The following is a 21,557-nucleotide window of genomic DNA, read 5'->3' as shown; positions in this document are numbered from 1 at the left end:
TGTTGTAAAGGTAAATAATTTATAGTTTGTAATATGATTAACGCCATGCAATGCCTGAGGTATGCTTACGCTAGTAGATCGTGGCGTTACATTGATTTCAACTTAAGCAGCTAAAAGCCAAATTTTTCGGTTGAAGGCCATAATGTGAATTACGTTCTTGGATCCGCAGGTAGTTCAGCTAGAGGCTAAAGTCGACGCCGTAGGCTCTAGCTCATGCAAACTATGTTAGCGCCTAGCAACAGCGTACCGGTTTAGACGCGTCTAAAGACGAATGCACGCGGCTTGCGCCGTTAGCGCAGCAATGCCGTAAGGCTTAACCGTAGGTAGCGAGCTATAGGTATTGCGTGTCCGTTAGCCCGCACCTGACGGTGTTCAGCGTAGCTGCGTCAATGAACGGCTCCGCCCCATATGATAGGACATATTACGTTCGTCCGTCAGGACGCGTCTCACTACGAGCTACGAATTATAAATTAGTAACTGTTATGCTGGTTTAAGCGAGTAGGTGATACTTTGTGCACATAATACTTGCTGTTTCAAACAATCAACGCACAATAGTAAGGTAAATAGAAGATGTTCAAGATACTTGTGGTAGTAGCCATCGGTTTCTTACCGTCTTTATTCTCCCTGTGGGTAATGCGAAAACAAAGGTGGCGACGGCGGTTACAAATTAGACGACGTGCTACAAGATTTACCGTAGACAGGATTCGAGAAAACACCATATCCTTCCCCAGCGACCGCTATTATTTAGAAGGAGTTGGTTATTTAGTTGGCGATATTAGTTGCCAATATAATGCCCGTTCTGGTTATTTGCGCTGTGCTGTCAACCCCGAAGGTCCATGTGAAAATTGCCGTTTTTATGAAGCACATCAAGAAGTAGCTTAAACTAGGTATGACTGTTAAAACTAGGCGTTGAAGTTTAAATTTGAATTATCAACGCATTTATGGCAGTTTACAAGAAATTATCATCACTCTCGGATATTTTGTCGTAGATATATTACTATAACTTATGTCTGCAAATTGGACGTCAGAACAAATTCTGGCATTATCACCAGATGCAAGTTCTACTAAAAATGGTAAAGCTTTAGCCAATCCGGGAAAATGGTCATCCTTGGGTCATAACGAACAAGCTCTTTGGGGTGAGTGTCTTGGAAGTGGGAAAAATCCTTATCGCACTCAAATCGATCTTACAGAACCTGCGTTTAAATGTAGTTGTCCTAGCCGCAAATTCCCGTGCAAACACGGTCTTGGTTTGTTTCTTTTATTTGCAAATGACATTAGCAAATTTAGTGGAAATGTACCACCGGAGTGGGTAATTTCTTGGCTGGATAGCCGCAAAGAAAGAAAAGCTAAGCAGACTGAGAAAGTCAAGAAAGAAGTTGACCCTGCAACTCGAGCTAAGCGGGCTCAAAAACGTTTGGATAAAGTAACTGCAGGAATGCAAGATTTAGAATTGTGGTTGCGGGATTTAATACGTCAAGGATTAGCCACTGTACAAGGAGAATCTTACAGTTTTTGGGACGGTACTGCTGCTAGATTAGTTGACGCCCAAGCTCCAGGAGTAGCTCGTTTAGTACGTCAGATGGGTAGCATTCCTTTTTCTGGTGAAGGATGGCAAGAAAGATTATTAGCACAGCTAGGAAAAGTTTACCTTTTGATTGAAGGTTTTAAAAACTTGGATAAATTATCGCCTGAGGTACAAGCAGATATCCGAACCCAAATTGGTTGGACCCAAACCAAGGAAGAATTATCGAAAAAACAGGGATTAAAAGATTCTTGGCTAATATTAGGGCAAAATGTGGAAGAAGAAGACCGTTTAAGAGCCCAGCGTATTTGGTTGTGGGGAAAACAAACTCAACAAACAGCATTAATTCTTAATTTTGCCCATGGTAGTCAGCCATTTGATACTAGTCTCGTACCAGGAACTTGTATCGATGCAGAGTTAGTATTTTTTGAAAGCGCCTATCCTTTAAGAGCGATAGTGAAAAATCGTGATGGGATTCCGACTCCACTGCATAAAATACCTGGAAGCAAAACTATTGCTGAAATTATGCAAACCTGTGCTCAAGCTTTAGCACGTAATCCTTGGATAGAGCAATTTCCAGTAGCGTTGCACGATGTTATCCCTAATCAAAAAAATGGTATTTGGTTTGTATATGACGCGCATAAACATCCACTTCCCATCCAGCCCAAGTCCCGTAAAAATTGGCAAATATTAGCACTCAGTGGTGGTTATCCCCTCGATATATTTGGGGAATGGGATGGTGAATATTTCTTACCTTTGAGTGTGTGGACAGATAATATGCTTGTTTCACTTTAATAATTCGTAATATGGTTGACGCCACCCAATACCTAAGGTATTGCTACGCGCTTGCGCTAAGGTAATTTGAATTAGTTCGAATTAGTTCGGTATTAGGTGTAGAGGATGTTGTCGTACAACAGTTTTGACAGCGCCAAGGACAAATGTCGACGCTGCAGGCTCTAGCGCGTGTGAACTACGAATTACGAATTACGAATTACGAATTAATAATTAATAATTAATAATTATTATGAATCTCTGGCAAGAATTGGTTAAAACAGCAATTGTCGGTACCGAACGACAAAAGTTAAAACTCACCCTTCCAGATAATAAATTGGGTGAAGTATTAAGTAGCCTCGATAGTAATGATAGTGAAGCTTATTTACTTGGCGCTGCTGGAACTATTTCTTCATATCAAAAAGCAGGTCAATTACCTGTAAAAAATAAGCAAACACAACTTAAGCCCTGCGAACAAAATGATTTACCTTGCTGCACTCAATTCGCACAACAGCATTTATCAATAATGTTAGCTGGCGAACATTCCGATATTTTACCGGAATGGTTAACATTAGCAAATAAACTCAGAATAAGAGTTCCTTTTAAGTATTTACCTGATTTATTGACATTAGGGAGAAAAAAGCAGGAATTAAGAAATCTAATCTTACCGGTTTTGGGGAAACGAGGACTTTGGTTAGCAGCACAAAACTCTGAGTGGAATTATGTAGTAGGTGAAAATGATCGCAAAACTTGGGAAACTGGGAGTCTAGAGGCAAGACAGTTATTATTGCGAAAATTACGCTTGGAAGACCCCAAACAGGCGTTAGAACTGTTAGAAAAAAGTTGGAAGAAAGCAAATGCTCAGGAGAAAGCAACTTTACTGCAGGTTTTGCAAACTGGCTTGAGTGTCAACGATCAACAATTTTTAGAATTTGTCCTAGATGATCGCCGCAAGCAGGTACGAGATATTGCAGCGCAGCTACTCCTACAATTACCAGATTCCGATTTAGTCAAACGGATGATAGAACGAGTCAGTCCGTTAATCAGTCTGAATGCAAAAGCAATGGAAATTAGACTACCTCATAATTGCACTCAAGACATGACTCGCGATGGTATCGATCAATCGAGATATAATTCTGGATTGGGTGAAAAAGCAAGTTTATTTTTACAAATGCTTTCCTGCGTACCGCCAAGTTTTTGGTGTAATACTTGGGAAAAAACACCAAGGGAATTGGTAAAAGCAGTTAATTACAACCAATGGAAAAAAGTATTGTTAGAGGGTTGGGCTGTTGCTGCTATTAGAAATCAAGATGATTCTTGGGCTATTGCTTTACTTGAGGTTTCCGAGCAATTCCAATTTGGTAGTGTGGGTGTTGCGATGAATAAGGATGAATTGCTGAAAATATTACCGCCAGAAAAAGCTCAAAGTTTCGTTTTAGATGTTTTGTTAGAAAACCAATCCAAAGTTTTTAACCAAAAACATCCAGCATATGAGCTACTTCAAAATAGTGGTTATGCTTGGAATTATGAAATTAGCGATCGCGTCCTGTCGATGTTAGTTGATTCTATTAAGTCTAATCAAAATAAATCTGACTGGAATTTGCGTTCTGCTTTGCAAAGCTTTGCTCTTTATATGGAACCTTGCACAATTGAACAAGCTACAACTTTACTTTCTGGATTAAAAGAAGATCAATTTTGGAATAAATGTATAGATGAATTTTTGGCTAAGTTGCGTTTTCGGGGGGAGATGCAAGAAGCTTTGAAAAGTTAAAAGTTAGGAGTAAGAAGTAAAAAGTAAAAAGTCAGAAGTTGAGAGAATAAATTATTCATAACCCATTACCAATTACCCATTACCAATTACCCATTACCAATTACCAACCAAAATTAGGAAATTAAGAAATGGCTGAAGAGAATAAAACAACAAAAACACCAAGAACATCGAGAAAGAAGAAAGAAGAGGTAAAAACCAATAATACTCCTAGTACAAGTTTATTGAGGGAACATGCAGAACAACAGTTTGCTGCTGAAATCGCAGAACTAGAAAAGGTCGATAAACGTCATCGTCCCCCTAACTGGAAATTATCACCTTGGGCTGTGACTACTTACTTATTGGGTGGAGAATTGGAAAATGGGTTTGAGATATCGCCCAAGTATATCGGCGATCGCAGAATTATTGAAATTGCGGTGGCGACTTTGACCACGGATCGGGCTTTATTATTAATTGGAGTACCGGGAACAGCGAAATCTTGGGTTTCCGAACATTTATCAGCAGCTATATCCGGCGATTCAACCTTGTTAATTCAAGGAACTGCGGGAACCAGTGAAGAAGCAATTCGCTATGGTTGGAATTACGCTAAATTATTGGCTGATGGTCCTTCTATGGCGGCTTTAGTTTCCAGTCCCCTAATGCGGGCAATGGAAGATGGTAAAATTGCTCGGGTGGAAGAATTAACTCGAATTCCGGCAGACGTTCAAGATACATTAATTACTATTCTTTCCGAAAAAACACTCCCCATTCCAGAATTAGGTTCGGAGGTGCAAGCAAATAAAGGTTTTAGTGTAATTGCAACTGCTAACGATCGCGATAAGGGCGTTAACGATTTATCTAGTGCTTTGAAACGACGGTTTAATACGGTAGTGTTACCCTTACCAAAAACTGCAGAAGAAGAAGTGGAAATCGTTCAACGACGGGTGGAAACTTTAGGACGGGCGTTAGAATTACCTGCAGAACCCCCAGCATTAACAGAAATTCGACGCATTGTAACAGTATTTCGGGAACTGCGTAGTGGGGTAACGGAAGATGGTAAAACTAAGATTAAATCTCCTACAAGTACTTTGAGTACAGCTGAGGCTATTTCTGTAGTTAATAGTGGAATGGCGCTAGCCGCACATTTTGGTGATGGAAGTTTGAGTGCTGGGGATGTAGCTTCTGGATTAATTGGAGCAGTAGTCAAAGATCCAGTGCAAGATAAACTTGTGTGGCGAGAATATTTGGAAACGGTTGTTAAAGAACGAGATGGGTGGGGAGATTTATACAGAGCTTGTAGGGAAGTCAGTTAGAATAGTTTTTAAGTTATTTGTAAGATATCTCATAGTTGTAAAGACGTAGTATGATTGTAATATTTACACTACGTCTTTCTGGTTTTTTTGGGAAAAACAGCACATCATAATTAATAAAATAAACTATTAAAACAACTGAAATTTTCCACTGCTTTGATATTCTAAAAACTTATCAATTGTTATACGAATATTCCGACGCATTTCTGGTAGCTTGTCTATCTTAAAAAATTCTAGTGAAGTTGATTCACTTGATGCTTTTAAACTTCCAGACCATTTAGTAATGTGCAGTATCAGAGAAAAACCCTGAATTATGTCTCCATTAGGATAAATAACTTCTTCCAGTTCGGGATTAGATGCAAAACCAATGGGTTCAAAACTTTCAACGGTTAAGCCAGTTTCCTCATAAACTTCACGAATCACACATTGCTCAGCAGATTCACCTACTTCTGCACCACCACCGGGAAGATCCCAAAAACCGAAATCCCTTCGTTTGTGAAGAAGAATTTCCTGAGCTTTATTTTGCACGATCGCCCGCCCACCAGGGTTTAATAATAGTTGAGAACCAACTTTTTTTCTCAAGCGCAAGATATATGAATCGGATAGAACCGTGTCATTGTGTTTCATGAGCTTTCCATAAACAGTTATTAAGTTTAAAACTATCAAACTTAGCTTTAAAAGATGAATTCAAAGGACTACAAGCGTACAAACCAAATTTTATAGACTGCTCTGCTAGTTCTGGAGGATTGAGCTTACCCATTTCAATTGATGTTTCACCCAAACAGTGCAAATGAAAAATCCTCACTTGCTTAAAATCTACCCCATCTGGTGACGACTCAATCAAAAAATCTGCTCCTCGACGATGGAGACGATACCACATGGTAGTTGTATTCGGTATATCGGTTGTAGCCCAATCGGAATAGCCGCGATTGGTTACCACACCACCCAAACGGGAAATATTTTCGTTTTCGTATTCTATAGATGCTTTAAACCAATTATTGCGATCGAGATAAATAATTAAACCGCATTGGTCAAATTTCGTGCAATATTGAAATGAGGCTTTAGCTGTAAATGAGAAGTTAATTTGACTCTCAAGCAAAAGAGCGGGAGCATTATCGTTTCTAAATCCATAGTAAGTGCGTTGCCAAAAATCCGTATTGGGTTCGGTGGTTATTTCTACCGAGCTATGGGTTATTTCAAATAATTTTGGTTTATTTAACCATGTAGCGGTAGAAAAATCTATGTCCATGATGTTTACCCTGATGACTTCTGAAGATTGCGATCATTACCAGTACGTTATAGTTGTAATACTACAACTTCAGAATTCGTGAAATTTCTATACTTTGATGGATTTGCCAAGTAACCTCAATAATCTGGATGGCAATTTCCTCCTCTGGGATACTAAAACCTTTTCCAGTTGTATTTATGGCTCGGAATTACTTAAAACTTAAAATTAAGTTCGATACTTACTTATTTCGCCACAGCAAAAAGTTTTGGATTACATTTTATCGCTTATTATACTTGTCATTATTTATCCTCTATGTAACTGGTTTGCCAATTACAAATCGAAACATAGATATTGGTGTTTAAGTTTTTTATGATATTTTTATTTACTCAGCATAATTAGGGTTTTAGTAGTAAATAAAAAACAAATCTGCAATATACAAAAATATAAGAATAAATCTAAAATAGGTATGAATTAGATATAAGCAAAATAACAAATAATAAATAATAAATAATAGCTAAAAATGTTTATTCTGATAAACTTTCACTAACCGATTAATTCCTTTAAAGCGATAATCTCCTAACTCTTCAAAGGCAGAAGGGTCGCTTAAAATTCGATGGGTAGCCTCACCAACTACACATTTACCTGGAGGACATACTCCTTCCATACGAGCAGCCAAGTTAATTGTAGCTCCTAAGGCTGTGTAATCTACTCTTTGGGAACTTCCAAGATCGCCAACTACTGCTTTACCACTATTAATAGCAATTCTTAATTTTAAGGGTTCGCGCCAAAAATTATTTAAGTTTAAATTATAAAGACGAGATAGCATTCCCTTCGCTGAAGCTACGGCGCGATCTGCATGATCTTTTTGTTCCTCTGGAGCGCCAAAAAACGCCATAATACAATCGCCAATATATTTATCTAAAGTTCCACCATAAGCAAATACTTCTTGCAGCATTTCTTCAAATAAATTATTTAACAATTGGGAAATTTCTGTGGGTGTACTGACTTCTGACATTGCTGTAAAACCCACAAGGTCAGCAAATAAAATACTAATTTCACTTTCTCGGGGTGGAAGACGACCATTAGGTAAAGCACCTGCGGCGATTAATTGGTGCACAACAGCTGGTGAGTGGTACCTTTCGAGTTTTTGACGAATTACCTCTTCACTTTTCAGCTTATCTGCTAACAACCAACGCTGGACGCTTGACGCAACTAAATTTGCTAAAGCGGAAAAAAATCTCAGTTCTTCTTCCCCTTCCGACTCCCAATGATAAGAAGAAAAATGAGCATCTGCGTACAGCACCCCAACAACTTTAGTCTCATCCCATAAAGGTACAGCCATCGCGCTGCGAATACCTTTAACTAAAATACTGTTTTCCCCTGCAAATCTCGCATCTTGTTGAGCATCAGCAGTTTGGATCGCAACTTTTTCTTCGTATACTCTTTGACAAATACTCCTACTAATCCAACTAGCATTGGAAGCAAGATTATTTTGTTCGGAAGGATTTCTAGGTGCTGCGTCCATTAATTCCAGTTTTCCATCCCGGAGCACTAACAATGCCAAACGTTCTATACTCTTGAGATAACGGAAAACTACTTGCTGTACTTGAAAAAAAATTTCTTTGATTGATGTTGCGGCGCTGAGATTTTTAGCTATTTCTACTAAATCTATTAAGCGAGCGATCGCTTTATCTTTGAATTCAATATCATTACTTTGCTCTTGTCCTTGCACCCATTGCTTTTGTAGCTGTTTAACATCGTGCAAGATTGTTTTTGCTTCGGTCAGCTTTTCTGGTGGTTCGAAAGATGGAGAAGAAGAATTGGACTTCTTGCTTTGGGTATTAACAAGCATCACTTGCAGTTTTACTTCGCCTACCCATAGGTTATCCCGATCGTGCAACTGTTGAGGAGAATAAATTGGAATCTCATTCAATTTTGTACCATTTTTACTTCCCAAATCTTCAATAGTCCATACATTCGCTGCTACTCTAACAATTCGGGCATGACAGCGAGAAACTCCCCCAAAGGGTAAGTATAAATCACATTTGGGCAAACGACCGATCGTAAATACATCTTGATGTACTGGAACTGTTTGTCCGGTGTCTCCCTGTTTTAAATGCAGTTTGAGTTCAGTCATGACTGTAGTTGATTTATCCCGATCGCAGGAAATGGGAGCATATAAATAAAGTGGGAATATAAATAAAATCCTTCAACCTTCATTTACTGATATTATTACTGATTCGCAGGCTTTTTAGTCAAAATTTATACATGTATTAGCTATTTGAGATACCTCAGTACAGATAACATAAACTCTCAGTTACAGGCAACACAAATGACAAAATAAATTGAATTGATTTCATCCAAGTAAAATCCAATTATACTAGAAGAGTCACTGAAATTATTCTTCAAATCTGAAACTTTCTGGGACCACTACAATTTATCTCAATATTCATTTCAAAGAGCCTTTTAGTCTAAGGCAAAAGATTTTATTTTATCGATTCAATAACTTTTTCTTCTTTATCTGTGTCCAAAGTTAAAAATTGACTTTATAAAACAAGTTACTTTATTGGATTTACTTTTCAATGGTTTGGGTTTTTCTTAAAATGAGCCAGGATGTCTTTGGAATGAGGATAGTAAATGTTTTAATATATACACTTGCGACTTACCTCAAAGTTTAAAATTTAATGTCCCAATTTTGATATCCCAACTTTGTGACAATCAAATTTAATGTCCCAATTTTGATATCTCAACTTTGTGAAAATTAAGTTTAATGTCCCAATTTTGATATCTCAACTTTGTGACAATCAAGCCGATTCTATGACACGCATGTTTCGCCAAAAATAGCAAACATATCCTTAGCGGATTAACGATATCTTAACAAAACTCTAACAATATCTAAAAATATTTTTAAGTATGCGAAATAGTTACAAATATGTTTGATGTGGAATTGGTGTGCATCGATTACCTTTTGCGACGCGTCCTTGTGAACTAACAAAGCTAATACAAAAATATTAGCTAAAACTATTCTTGGGATAATAAAATCTTATGACAAAAAATACTATTAGTAAGCAGGATAAAAAGTTTTTTATAATAATCCCAAATTGGGATTATTTTATTGTCGTAATTAGTAGTTTTATAATTTTCTTTGCAACTCTTCATCCTTTTAATTTTCAATTATCAGGTAGTTGGTCAATTCGAGATTTAGTGACTGATTTTAATAATAGTAGTTTTTTCCAAGATCAGGTAAATAATGTTTTATTATTTATGCCTTTTGGGTTCGGTTTAGCCAGTATATTACAAAGAAAAAAAATAAAGATTTTAGGACAATTATTCATTACAATAATTTTGAGCGCAACACTATCATTAAGCGTAGAATTATTACAAACATTAATTCCTTCCAGGGCTCCTACCCCATCTGATATATTTCATAACTCCTTCGGTGGATTTTTAGGCTTATTATGCTTCTATATTTATGGTTCGAGGAGTTTTAATTTAACTTTAAATAAATTGGAGAATAGTCATTCTAGTAAATCAATTAAAAAAATTGTAATATTTTCTTTTGCTTATGTACTTTTTGCCTTTTTGATTTCTATCCCTTGGCAAAATATGACAAGCTTGAATAGCTGGGATCGCGATTTTCATTTAATCTTAGGTAATGAAGGAACGGGAGATAGACCCTGGAAAGGTGATGTTTCCCAGTTATATATTAGCGATCAGGCAATATCTCAAAATGAAGTTAAAAAATTACTAACTGATGAGAATAATTTTCAGTGGGAAATAGATTCCCTAATTGCGGATTATCAGTTAACCCAAATAAAAAACAATTATCAAGACCGAACGGGAAATTTATCAGAGCTAGTTTGGGAAGGTGAAGAACCGTCTGAAAAACAAACTGTATCAAAGGAAGGAGAATCACCTCTTAATTCTCATCATTGGCTGAAGACCAAAACTCCAGCAACCACTTTGAGCCAAAGAATTGGTAAAACTTCAGAGTTCACAATTAGTGCAAATATAACCACTGCGGATCCCAAAGTGGCTGGACCTGGACGTATTATTTCCATGTCAGCAGATGGTCAACATCGTAATTTCACTTTGGGACAGCAGGAAGATAGTTTAGAATTCCGAGTCAGAACTCCACTGACAGGTTCTAATGGTTCTGATTTAAATCTCAATATACCTGCCGTTTTTACAAGGGAGAAATCCCACCATATAGTGATTACTTATTCTAAAGCGACATTAGAAATATATATAGATAAAATTAAAAACTATCACTCTTTACACTTGTTAGAAATTATCCCCAAAAGGCAAATATTATTCTATTATGGCATCACTTTTATACCCTTAGGAGTATACTTGGCCTTGCTAACAACTTTAGCGAAAAGGAGGTTGAACTTTTATCGAATTTTGCTCTGGACAGGAATATTATTACCTTCCCTGATTTTGGAAGCAACTTTAATTAATGGTAGTGGCAAAAATCTTAGTTTAAAAAATTTGCTAATTGGAATGCTTTTTACAGCTGGTACTATGTCAATATTAAGAATACGAGCAAAAGTAATGCGAAATAAATTAACCACCACGAATGATTAATTATTAAAAATTTTGATTAAAAGTTGAATTACCTAAAATCAAAATATTATTTTTTCACAGCAGCAGTTACAGCTATGAAAAAATTTTGTTACCCCTTAGTTCCCATTCCCTGTTCCCTTTCTAGAAAATTTTAAGATGCAGATGCAGCTTGTTCTGCTTTCTCAACTGCTTTGAGGCTACAGCTTTTCTGATTCCATATATAAGCACCAATTCCCACTGCTAAATTGGAAATAGTAGCAGCAGCAAAAATACCATTGACTCCATAAATTTTTCCTCCAAAGTATGCTATTGGGATATAAAGAATAAACGTTCGCATCACTGTCATCACAATGGAAGGAATTGGTTTACCTAGAGCATTAAAAGCTGAACTAGCAACGAGAATGATCCCAGCAGTCCCATAACTGATAGGTACTATCCATAAATAGCGAGTTGCAATTTCAACAACCTCAGGATTTTTATTAAATAAGGAAGACAACCAAGGAGCCAAGGGTACTAAAATCAAGGTCATTAATCCTCCCCAGATCATACAAAAAATAAAACTTAATCTCAGAGATAGTCTGACTCTTATATATTTTTTAGCTCCCCAATTTTGACCGACAAAGGGTCCAATACTTGCAGATAGCGCAGACAGAGCGATTAAAACAAAAGATTCGATCCGCGAAGCAACTCCAAAAGCAGCAACACTCGTAGCACCAAAAGTTGCGAGAAAACTAGTAATAACACCGATAGAAATTGGATTGATCGCATTGGTACAAGCTGCAGGTAAACCCACATACAAAATATCTTTCCAACACCACAATGTTTCTTGTAAGCTGGGGACTTTGAGAGAAATCATCCGTTCTTTAAAATGCAAGAAGAATAAAGACGCAACTAATGTAACTGCTCTGGCTATTACTGTCGCAAGTGCAGCTCCTTGTAACTCCAATCTGGGAAAACCTGCTAAACCCAAGATTAAAATTGGATCTAAAACGATATTCACCACAGACGCCAGAGTCATAATTATGCTGGGCGTACCGGTGTTCCCAGATGCACGAATAGCACTGTTACCAATCATTGGTATTACCAGAAATATCATCCCAAAATACCAAATTCGCATGTATTCTCGGATTAAAGGTAACACCTCCGCATCAGCACCTAAAGCAGTAAACAAAGGGTCAATAGTAAACAAACCTAAACTGACAAATATGGCTACTACAACTAGTCCCAAAGTAAGACTATTGGTGGTAAATCGTTGCACGCGACTGTGATCGCCTTCTCCAATGGCGCGAGCAATGACGGAAGAAGCTCCTACTCCTAAGCCTAATGCTAAACTTCCTAGGGTCATGACGACGGGGAATGTAAAACTCATTGCAGCCAACTCTTTTGTACCTAGTTGACCGACAAAGTAAGTATCTACCAAATTAAAGGCAATAATCGCAAACACACCCCAAACCATTGGTAGTGTTAGTCCTATTAGTTGTCTACCAACATTACCTTCTGTTAATCGCTGTTTCATTTATCATTTATCAGTTATCAGTTAATGCGCTGTCGCGCACGCTATAGCTACGCTACCTACGGATCCGCTAACAGTTTATGGCTAACGCCACGCCCTTACAGGCTACAGTTATCAGGTAAAGCCCTTAAGTACTGCAAGTTATCAATTGTTAATGTGGTGCGAGTACGGGCGCAAAAAGTAAACAGGTTGTTGGTCAAAATTCAACCCTTCAAACATCTTCTCACCTCGCAGAGAAAATTATTAATGTAATTTATTTTTGTAGTATGTTTGTAGGTAAGAACAAAACAAATAGTTTATTTCTGTTCCCTGTTCCTTGTTCCTTTTATTTGCTATGAAATCGAAATTTGAATGCAGCGCCATAACCACATCAGAGGAAGTTAAACAAATCGCTACCATTTTAGAGCAATGTTTTATTAGTTCCCCCGGTGATGAAGAAATTTATGTAAATAGCATTGGTTTAAATAATTTCCGCGTGATTCGTCAAGATAAACAAATCATTGGCGGATTAGCAACTATTTCCCAAGGTCAGTGGTGGGGTGGTCAGTGCGTAAGTATGACTGGAATAGGTGGAGTTGGAATTGCTCCTGAATATCGTGGTAGTGGTGCAGCCTTACACATGATGCAACATACCGTAAAAGAAATTCATGCTAGTGGTGTTGCAATCTCAGCCCTTTATCCCGCGACTCAAAAGCTTTATCGCAAGGTCGGATACGAACAAGCAGGTAGTTTTTGTAGTTGGGAAATCCCAACCGAAAGTATTCAAATTAAGGAAAAATCATTACCTGTGATCTCAATTCCTAATGATTCTGGAGTTTTTTATGATTTATATTCAAAGCAAGCACGACATATCGATGGATATTTAGATCGCAATCCAGTTATTTGGAAGCTTATTTTTAAACCCGATGAGCAGGAGAAATTTTACAGCTATGTGATCGGTTCGGTAGAGGATCCCCAAGGTTACATAATTTTTAGTCAACATCACATGCAAAATGATTCTATTTTGCGGGTCAAGGATTGGGTAGTTCTTACCCCTGCTGCTGCACAGACATTTTGGTCCTTTCTATTCCGCCATAGCTCTCAGATAGATAAGGTACGTTGGCGTGGTTCTGTTGTCGATCCTTTAACATTATTGCTACCGGAACAAGCGGCTAAACTAAGATATTCAGAACTTTGGATGTTGCGAATCGTTGATGTCATCAAAGCATTATCTTTACGGGGTTATCACCCCAATCTTAAAATCGAACTTCATTTAGAAATCGAAGATGAGTTAATTCCAGATAATAGCGGTAAATTTATCCTTACCGTTGCAGATGGGCGCGGAAAAGTTATTAAAGGTGGTAGAGGTGAATTGAAACTGCACATCAGCGCATTAGCACCACTTTATAGTGGTCTGTATAGCCCACAACAATTACAAATCGCTGGGAAAATCTCCGCCCCAGAAGGAGCTATATTTGCAGCTACTCAATTATTTCCTAGCGTCTCTCCTTGGATGGCAGATTTCTTTTGATCTAAACTCGATCTAAAATTGCTATTTATGTTACTAATTCGTAGTTAATACTGCTTATTCTGATGATTTATAAAGGATGTGTTCTATGATTCGTTTAATTTGTCCAATATAAAAGATTTTTTACACTTATTTACCATTATTTGCAGGTTTTATTTCTCGTCTTTTGAAGACCTTAACTACTGAAAAGACTTTTGTCAGCAGTTCTGTTAAGTTGGTAAACTTCACGGTTAAAAATAGTATTAACTCAAACCATAATTATTATTTTATAATTCAAGTTAATTGTATTAGTCTTATCATCAAGCTCATCGATCTATAAAACTAGTTTTTTTCTCTTTTATCTAACTATTCCCGCTAAAAATCTAATTTTTAGTTAAATTTATACAGATTATCTTAGTATTTAATATGCCATGTATTTACACTGATTTACTCACTACAAACGCAGTACCTTTATAGTGACTTTTTACATACTGAGGCAGTTTTTTTATCGATTTGTTATGATTACATAGTTAGTAAAATCATTTTATAAATATTCTTTAGGGTAAGTATCTGAACTTACCGATAAGGAATCTATGTAAGTTCAATTTGAGCTTAGTAAACTAAAAAAAGTTAAAACACATTGGCTAGAGAAAAATAAAATTAATACTATCCAGGGTGTCTAAAGATTTACTCTTCGTTCCTGCCTTAAAACACAACAACTGTCTTATTTCATTGAGGGATGAAAAGCATTTTTGGTAATTGGACGAAAATTCTGGGGAGGTATTCGCGTTCGTTACTTTTGTTGGCCTTAATGCCAGGCTTAGGAAGTTACGATTCTGCACTTGCGGCCGAGCGAGTATATGCTTCTTATTCTGCTCTAGAACGTTCTATTTCTGTTAGTTCTCTGGAAAAATATGCAATTAAAGGTGTCATTAGTGAGGATTTAGCTGCTTATACCCAGTATTTCGAACCAGCTCAATTAGAAGAATTCCGGCGGATTTTACTTAGCCCCATTAAGTTAGATCGGGTTGCAGTTTCGCAGTTTCTGTACACTCCACAGGGAGAATTTTTGCTGCAAAGATTGGGAGAAGTAATTAAAAATGAGACCGGAGAAGAAAAATCAGGATTTCATGCTTTACGTTCTGCTTTAATTTTAGCTGCAGCTGAACCGGAAGGATTGACCCTATTAAATTTGATGCGGAAATACCCTAGCCCGGGAATTCACATCAATTTATCTCGAATTTTAGGAATTGCTGCTGAGTGGGAGCAACTAGTTAATCAAACTAATTATGCGATTGATGCGATATCCAAGAGGTCACTTATAGAGGCTGGAAATACCCCAGCAGGAACGAATTTTTCCCGTTTACCTTCATTGCAAAGACAGGGGAATTTCGCGGCTAATAAACATCAATTCAAATTTTTTGATGCATCCCGACGTAGAGTTTTACTGACAGATGTTTATCTCCCAAATACAAAATTAAATCTCAAAAATCAAATACCTGCGATCGTGATTTCTCATGGTTTGGGTTCTGATAGTACAAATTTTCGATATTTAGCTAATTATTTAGTCTCCCACGGTTTTGCGGTTGTGGTTCCCAATCATCCAGGAAGCGACACCAAACAACTACGATCGCTATTGGATGGAAGTGCGAGCGAACTTGCGCAACCAGAGGAGTTTTATAATGGACCTTTGGATGTGACCTATATTCTCGATGAGTTGGAGAGAATCAATCGCTCTGATTCCCGCTTTGGAGAACGCTTAAACTTACAACAGGTTGGCTTATTTGGTCAGTCTTTTGGAGGCTATACAGTTTTAGCCTTAGCCGGTGCAAAGATTGACTACAAAAATTTACAAAAAAGTTGTCAAGAGCAAACCTTACGAAAAAGTTGGAACATGTCTTTGTTACTCCAGTGTCGAGCAAAGCAATTGCATGGGAGCTTTCAAAGACAAGGAAATAATTTACGGGATGGAAGGGTGAAGGCTGTAATTGCAGTGAATCCCCTCACAAGTGCAATTTTTGGCGAAGCTGGCTTAAAGAGTCTGCCAATTCCAGTTATGATTGTTGCTAGCAGTGATGATACGATTACACCAGCTTTATACGAGCAAATATTACCTTTTTCCTGGCTAAATGCTTCGCGAAAATATTTGGCTCTACTCACTGGTGCAACTCACTTTTCGGCGATTGGAAATAGTGCGGGTGATGTAGAGCAGCTTCCGTTACCTTCTGAAGTGGTTGGGGAAGATCCAGTGCAAACACGAAGTTATGTGAGTGTTTTGAGTTTACTTTTTTTTCAAAATTACGTTGCTAGCAATCGGAAGTATGCAAGTTATCTAAATGCTGCATATGCTAAGGCTATTTCTAAGACAACGGTACAGGTAAATTTGGTGAAAAGTTTAAATCAGTCGGAGATAGAACTGGATAAGGATAAAGACAAAGATAAGGAATAAAAGTAAAGGTCAAGGGTTTTAGTTATGTCTGCTAGAGAGGTTCAACGCCTTGCAGGATATAAGTTTGAAACAGCGACGTGTTCGTAATAGACAAGTAATAGCTTGCTGAACGCCTCTATTGAAAAATGACAGCAGGAGCAGCATAAGAAGCTGTTAGGCATAGTAATAATTTTTTTTAAATAAGCAATTAAGTTGAGCATATATCAACTACTGACCCTAAAAAATTAATATACAGCAAGTACCTTAACAGATGTAGAATTGCTGTATAACTTTCATTTATTTGAACCCCTCATGGAATGCAAGCCGCCACGTTAAGTTGAAATACAGGGTCTGCAGAACGTCAGATATCTATACTTAGAACTCAATATTAACGCAGACTAGGGCAACTTGGATAGAAATTAGTCATTATTAGTCTATTTAATGCTTTTAATTAAAATTTTATAGTCTATTCACTAGCGATCTTCTGGCAGAAGTAAACCCAAGTAAGTCAAAATAGGTGTAGACTATAAATGTAATGTTTTTTTACATTTCTTTACTTAAGTTAATATTTACGAAATTTACCTTTGTCATGAGGGTGACTTTCAGGACATTTGACATGTAAAGTGAAAAATAAACTTCCGTTCAAGTTGACGTCTTGTAGAGATATCTAAGGTGAGTCTATGCCATTTTCCATTGAGTCTGCTCGCGGTATTTTCCCTAATACCCTATCTGCTGATGCTGTACCAGCGACAATTGCCAGATTTACTCAGCTTGGGGCTGAAGATCAACTAGCATTGATCTGGTTTGCTTACCTAGAAATGGGTAAAACAATCACAGTTGCAGCTCCAGGAGCAGCTAACATGCAGTTTGCCGAAAATACAATGAATCAGATTCGGCAAATGACTCCTCTAGAACAGTCACAAGTAATGTGCGATTTAGCAAATCGTGCAGATACACAAATTGGGAGAACCTATGCAACTTGGTCTCCAAACATCAAGCTAGGCTTTTGGTATCAGCTTGGAGAATGGATGGAAAAAGGAATTGTTGCTCCTATTCCAGAAGGCTATCAGCTGTCTGCAAATGCAGCAGCAGTGTTGCAAGCTATTAGAAATCTTGACTCAGGTCAGCAAATCACAGTCTTACGTAATGCTGTGGTTGATATGGGATATGACACAGGTAAACTAGGCGACTTTAAACGGATTGCTGAGCCTGTTGTTCCTCCCCAAGAAATGTCTAAGCGCACCCAAGTCCAAATCGAAGGTGTTACCAATAACACTGTATTGAGTTATATGAATAACTTAAATGCAAATGACTTTGATGCTTTAATTCAATTGTTTGCTGATGATGGTGCTCTGCAACCTCCTTTCCGCAAACCTATTGTTGGAAAAGAAGCTGTTCTTCGTTTCTTTAGAGAAGAGTGTCAAAATCTTAAATTAATTCCAGAGCGAGGAGTTTCCGAAGCTGCTGATGATGGTTACACTCAAATAAAAGTTACCGGTAAAGTACAAACTCCTTGGTTTGGTGCAGGTGTTGGGATGAATATTGCTTGGAGATTCCTACTAAATCCCGAAGATAAGATTTTCTTTGTTGCAATTGATTTGCTCGCCTCTCCTAAGGAATTATTAAACTTAGCTCGTGGTTAGTAAAACTGGTATTTAACCAGAGAGTTTTCCATAAAGATGTAGAGACTAATAAATATAACTTACACCTCCTTAAATTGAATAATAAGGGTTTGTGAAGTTGCACCACCCAGAGGATATCTTCTTTGCAAATAGCTTTTAGTAAAAGTGCCATTGGGTTTTATGCTTCCAAATCCTACAATTAATAGGAGGACTAACGTAAGTCTTGATAAAGACGAGATGTGTCTCTACTTTATATAGAGATTAGTGATCATTTGAGGCGTTCGAGTAACGTTGTAGTCCTAATCTTTGTAAATATTTTTTATCGAATATAAAATATTAAAAATCTCTCTTGGAAGTAAATTTATTCCTCTAAGAGAGATTTTCAATTTTACATAAAATACAACAATATAAGTTCACAATTAATCTACTTAAAATCTTTGTTGTAAAAAGTACTATTTTATCACTATGTAGTTAGCGTAACCTGATAAAATAATATTATTACAATCATAAACTCCAATCGAAATCGCGTGTTTGACTCATCTTTATGCCATAGCCAAAGCTTTATTTCTAATACTAAAAGCCTAAGTTTTCATTACGCTTATTTCAATATACTGAAATCAAACTTTGAATCTTAGCTTTATAGTAAAAGCTGAATCCTATTGCTGTGAGTTTTCCGTGAAGCAATTATCCCATTCAAACAAATAGATAGACTTTAGTTTTAAAAATGCAAGTGAATAGTATTAGTTGGTCTGAAACAGAAAAAGAAGTCGCACATCAAGCCTTTGATAAAGCCTATGAAAGAGAAATTAATGCTCTGCTAGAAGAGGTTCGTACCCAAGCGAGCAATATTACTGAAATAGACCAAATATGGCGCTTACATGATTTCTTAAGTGCAAGGAGACATGACATAGACGGCAAGTACGATTATAGATATTCTGTTCTTATATTTGTATTTGCTAGATTACTTAAAGAGAAATGGTTGGATATGAGTGATTTAGAAGGTCTAGAACGAGCAAAGCTAACTAAAATAGCAGCTCTTACACGTATGTAGAAGGGCTTGCTGAATAGCGATAAAACTCTTACGGTGATTAATTCTCAGGGTGTAACTGAAGGAAAAAGTATAAGTGAATAGGGGTATGATGCTTGAAAAGCTTGCAAATAAAATTTTTTCTGGTTAGAAAAACTAGAAAAATAAGTGTGAAATTGTTCCCTGTTCCCTAACTTCACCAGAAGACTTTTTTAACAGCAAATCCTAGATATGAAGTAAGAGCCATTGTGTCTGTTAGTTTTCAGCACATTAAGGATTCTTTTTTACTCTGCATTATTAACATTTTGAGAGTTGATAGTTGGTGATTGGTAATTGGTAATTTGTATTAGCTGAAGCAGGGTGCAAAAAGTGTTGTCATGGTAATTCATTTACCTATTACCTGTTACCAGTTATCGGCGAGGTTTGTAAATTTAACAAAAAGTTAAAATTCCAACGTTCAAAAAAAGAAATTCCATAAATAACCAATTGAATTTTATTAGCTATCATCTATTGTCAACTAATATAGACTCAAACATCCATCAAACCATAGCGCTTTTGTAAATTAAATAACTTCATTCTTGCTTCCCCAGCATTATCAGCTAAATCTGCAAATTCAACAAAGCGTCGTAGTTCTTTTTTTAGCAAATTACGTTCTACTTCCAAAGTTTTTCGATCTAACTCTGGTGGTAAAACAATCATGTCAAAAATGGTAGCTCGTTCTTTCCCTGGATGGGGACGTAAAACTCGACCTCGTCTTTGAATAAATTGTCGGGGATTTCCGGAACTCGATAAGATTACTGCTGTTTTAATTGCTGGAATATCTACACCTTCATCTAAACAGCGAATCGCAACTAAACCCTGCAACTCTCCACTTTCAAATTGATGACGTAAAGTTTCTCTTTCTAAAAGTGGAGTATCAGCAGTATAAGTACTAATTCTGTAACCTATTTCTACCCCTAAAATTTTGGTCACTTCTTTGAGTTGATGTAAATTTGAATATCTTCCAGAATCTGGAGTAGCATCACTGCAATAAAATAAAGTATGGGTTGTATCGCGGCGATTTATCATTAATTCGCGCAAAGCTTTTAATTTATTTTCCGCAGCGCCAATTAATCTTGCTCTTTGAATTAATAATGGCTTTAAGTCTGCATTATGTAAGTCAGATACGATATCTGGATTTTCTTGCTCTTTATTCTGTAATACTCTACCAATTCTTCTAGTTAATTTGGCATAGCTAAAGCTTTCAATTTCTGTTAATTCTATTAATATTGGATAATAAAGATAATGTACCAATGCACCTTGATCAATAGCATCTCTTAAACTAAACTCTGGCTGCAAGACTTTACCAAAATAGCCTAATAAAGATTTGGTTCCAATTTCGTCAAAATATCTTTCTGGTGTTGCAGATAAACCAAGACGCAAACCAATACTGCGAGGTAAACCTTCTTCCAATTTCGGCGAACCTAAATTATGTGCTTCATCACCAATAATTAGAGTTTTTTGAGGGAAGTACTTGAGTTGAGATTGAAATTTTTCACCAATTAATGTGGAATTAGTAGTAATAACTGTAATAAATGCTTGGGAATCAGAGCGCAGGTTGTATAATTGTGTAGAAAGTTGAGTTTGCCAATTACGGACATTTTCAAAGGCGAGAATAGGTTGTAAGTTGAATTTTTGGCATTCTCGCGCCCACTGAGTAACGAGATGACGGAAGGGACATACTACTAGCAATACTTGCAATTCTATTTGCTTGTATAGTTCGCAGGTAATTGCTAGGGCTGTAATTGTTTTACCGCTACCGGTTGCCATTTTCAAGGTTCCCCTACCATTATTCGCAAACCAGTTATTAATAGCTTCTTTTTGATAGTCTCTTAATCGTAATTCTTGAGGAATTTGCGGACATCCGAATAATAATTTATTAGCTTGATGCTTACTGCTTTGATGCTGACTAGTGCGATATCCAGCGCGATCGCCACCTCGGTTTTCGCAAACAAATGGTTTTTTTAATAAAAATTTTCTAGTAAGTGACTCCCCATCTTCGTGGGAATACTCCCTTTTGTTAACAGGTAAATACAGTTTTTTCTTCTGCGTTAAATACATTTCTTTGGCGAACGCCCAATTTTAATTATCAGTTAATGCGCTGTCGCGCACGCTATAGCTAGAGCCTGCGGCGACGGCGGAGCCTCTAGCTGCGCTACCTACGGAGCCGCTAACAGTTAAAAGTAGTCAGGAGTCAGGAGTCAGGAGTCAGAAGTAAGGAGTTAGGAGCCAGGATTAGTCAGCGAACAATTACCAATTACCAATTACCAATTACCAATTACCCATTACCAATTACCC

General features: G+C 37.1%; 14 protein-coding genes. 9 read left to right on the top strand and 5 right to left on the bottom strand.

The genetic code is table 11. The features are described 5' to 3' along the window. Positions 1-570 precede the first annotated feature (570 nt). From BC008_RS40985 to BC008_RS40970, 4 genes are all read left to right on the top strand, one after another. Positions 571-882, top strand: coding sequence for a DUF6464 family protein (locus BC008_RS40985; RefSeq protein WP_058184636.1), 312 nt, complete (start codon positions 571-573; stop codon positions 880-882). A 124-nt stretch (positions 883-1,006) separates the two neighbouring features. Further along, complete coding sequence (locus tag BC008_RS40980) at positions 1,007-2,317, top strand: SWIM zinc finger family protein (protein WP_027840834.1); 1,311 nt, start codon at positions 1,007-1,009, stop codon at positions 2,315-2,317. Between the two features lie 229 nt (positions 2,318-2,546). Continuing rightward, entirely contained in the window at positions 2,547-4,064 is a 1,518-nt protein-coding gene (locus BC008_RS40975) for a DUF5691 domain-containing protein (RefSeq protein WP_027840835.1), read from the top strand. A 128-nt stretch (positions 4,065-4,192) separates the two neighbouring features. Next, on the top strand, positions 4,193-5,353 hold the full coding sequence (locus tag BC008_RS40970) for an ATP-binding protein (RefSeq protein WP_027844234.1): 1,161 nt from the start codon (positions 4,193-4,195) through the stop codon (positions 5,351-5,353). 126 nt (positions 5,354-5,479) lie between these two features. On the opposite strand, the gene BC008_RS40965 is transcribed toward BC008_RS40970, so the two are convergent. The 3 genes from BC008_RS40965 to BC008_RS40950 form a co-directional block, all read right to left on the bottom strand. Next, a complete protein-coding gene (locus tag BC008_RS40965) occupies positions 5,480-5,977 on the bottom strand; it encodes an NUDIX domain-containing protein (RefSeq protein ID WP_058184634.1) in 498 nt (165 codons plus the stop codon). After that, positions 5,964-6,599, bottom strand: coding sequence for a DUF1349 domain-containing protein (locus BC008_RS40960; protein WP_027844235.1), 636 nt, complete (start codon positions 6,597-6,599; stop codon positions 5,964-5,966). Before BC008_RS40960 ends, BC008_RS40965 begins: the two co-directional genes overlap by 14 nt. A gap of 493 nt (positions 6,600-7,092) precedes the next feature. After that, entirely contained in the window at positions 7,093-8,715 is a 1,623-nt protein-coding gene (locus BC008_RS40950) for an adenylate/guanylate cyclase domain-containing protein (RefSeq protein WP_027844236.1), read from the bottom strand. Positions 8,716-9,623: 908 nt separating this feature from the next. Between BC008_RS40950 and BC008_RS40945 the strand changes: the two genes are divergently transcribed. Then, positions 9,624-11,165 carry a VanZ family protein gene (locus BC008_RS40945; protein ID WP_027844237.1) on the top strand — a complete coding sequence of 514 codons (1,542 nt, stop codon included), beginning with the start codon at positions 9,624-9,626 and terminating at the stop codon, positions 11,163-11,165. A gap of 130 nt (positions 11,166-11,295) precedes the next feature. On the opposite strand, the gene BC008_RS40940 is transcribed toward BC008_RS40945, so the two are convergent. Continuing rightward, entirely contained in the window at positions 11,296-12,660 is a 1,365-nt protein-coding gene (locus tag BC008_RS40940) for an MATE family efflux transporter (protein WP_027844238.1), read from the bottom strand. Between the two features lie 331 nt (positions 12,661-12,991). On the opposite strand from BC008_RS40940, the gene BC008_RS40935 reads away from it, so the two are divergent. From BC008_RS40935 to BC008_RS40920, 4 genes are all read left to right on the top strand, one after another. After that, positions 12,992-14,167, top strand: coding sequence for a GNAT family N-acetyltransferase (locus tag BC008_RS40935; RefSeq protein ID WP_027844239.1), 1,176 nt, complete (start codon positions 12,992-12,994; stop codon positions 14,165-14,167). A 715-nt stretch (positions 14,168-14,882) separates the two neighbouring features. Beyond that, positions 14,883-16,592 (top strand): alpha/beta hydrolase, encoded by a 1,710-nt coding sequence (locus BC008_RS40930; protein WP_027844240.1) that lies wholly within the window; start codon positions 14,883-14,885, stop codon positions 16,590-16,592. A 659-nt stretch (positions 16,593-17,251) separates the two neighbouring features. After that, a complete protein-coding gene (locus BC008_RS40925; protein ID WP_027844241.1) occupies positions 17,252-18,214 on the top strand; it encodes an orange carotenoid-binding protein in 963 nt (320 codons plus the stop codon). A 703-nt stretch (positions 18,215-18,917) separates the two neighbouring features. After that, a complete protein-coding gene (locus BC008_RS40920; RefSeq protein ID WP_027844242.1) occupies positions 18,918-19,244 on the top strand; it encodes a hypothetical protein in 327 nt (108 codons plus the stop codon). Between the two features lie 504 nt (positions 19,245-19,748). Here BC008_RS40920 and BC008_RS40915 read toward each other — a convergent pair. Next, entirely contained in the window at positions 19,749-21,320 is a 1,572-nt protein-coding gene (locus BC008_RS40915; protein ID WP_027844243.1) for a DNA phosphorothioation system restriction enzyme, read from the bottom strand. Positions 21,321-21,557 lie beyond the last annotated feature (237 nt).

The sequence above is a fragment of the Mastigocoleus testarum BC008 genome, from assembly GCF_001456025.1.
Taxonomy (GTDB): Bacteria; Cyanobacteriota; Cyanobacteriia; order Cyanobacteriales; family Nostocaceae; genus Mastigocoleus; species Mastigocoleus testarum.
The sequence above is the reverse complement of the archived record's forward strand: the minus strand, read 5'-3'. Positions and strand labels throughout refer to the sequence as shown.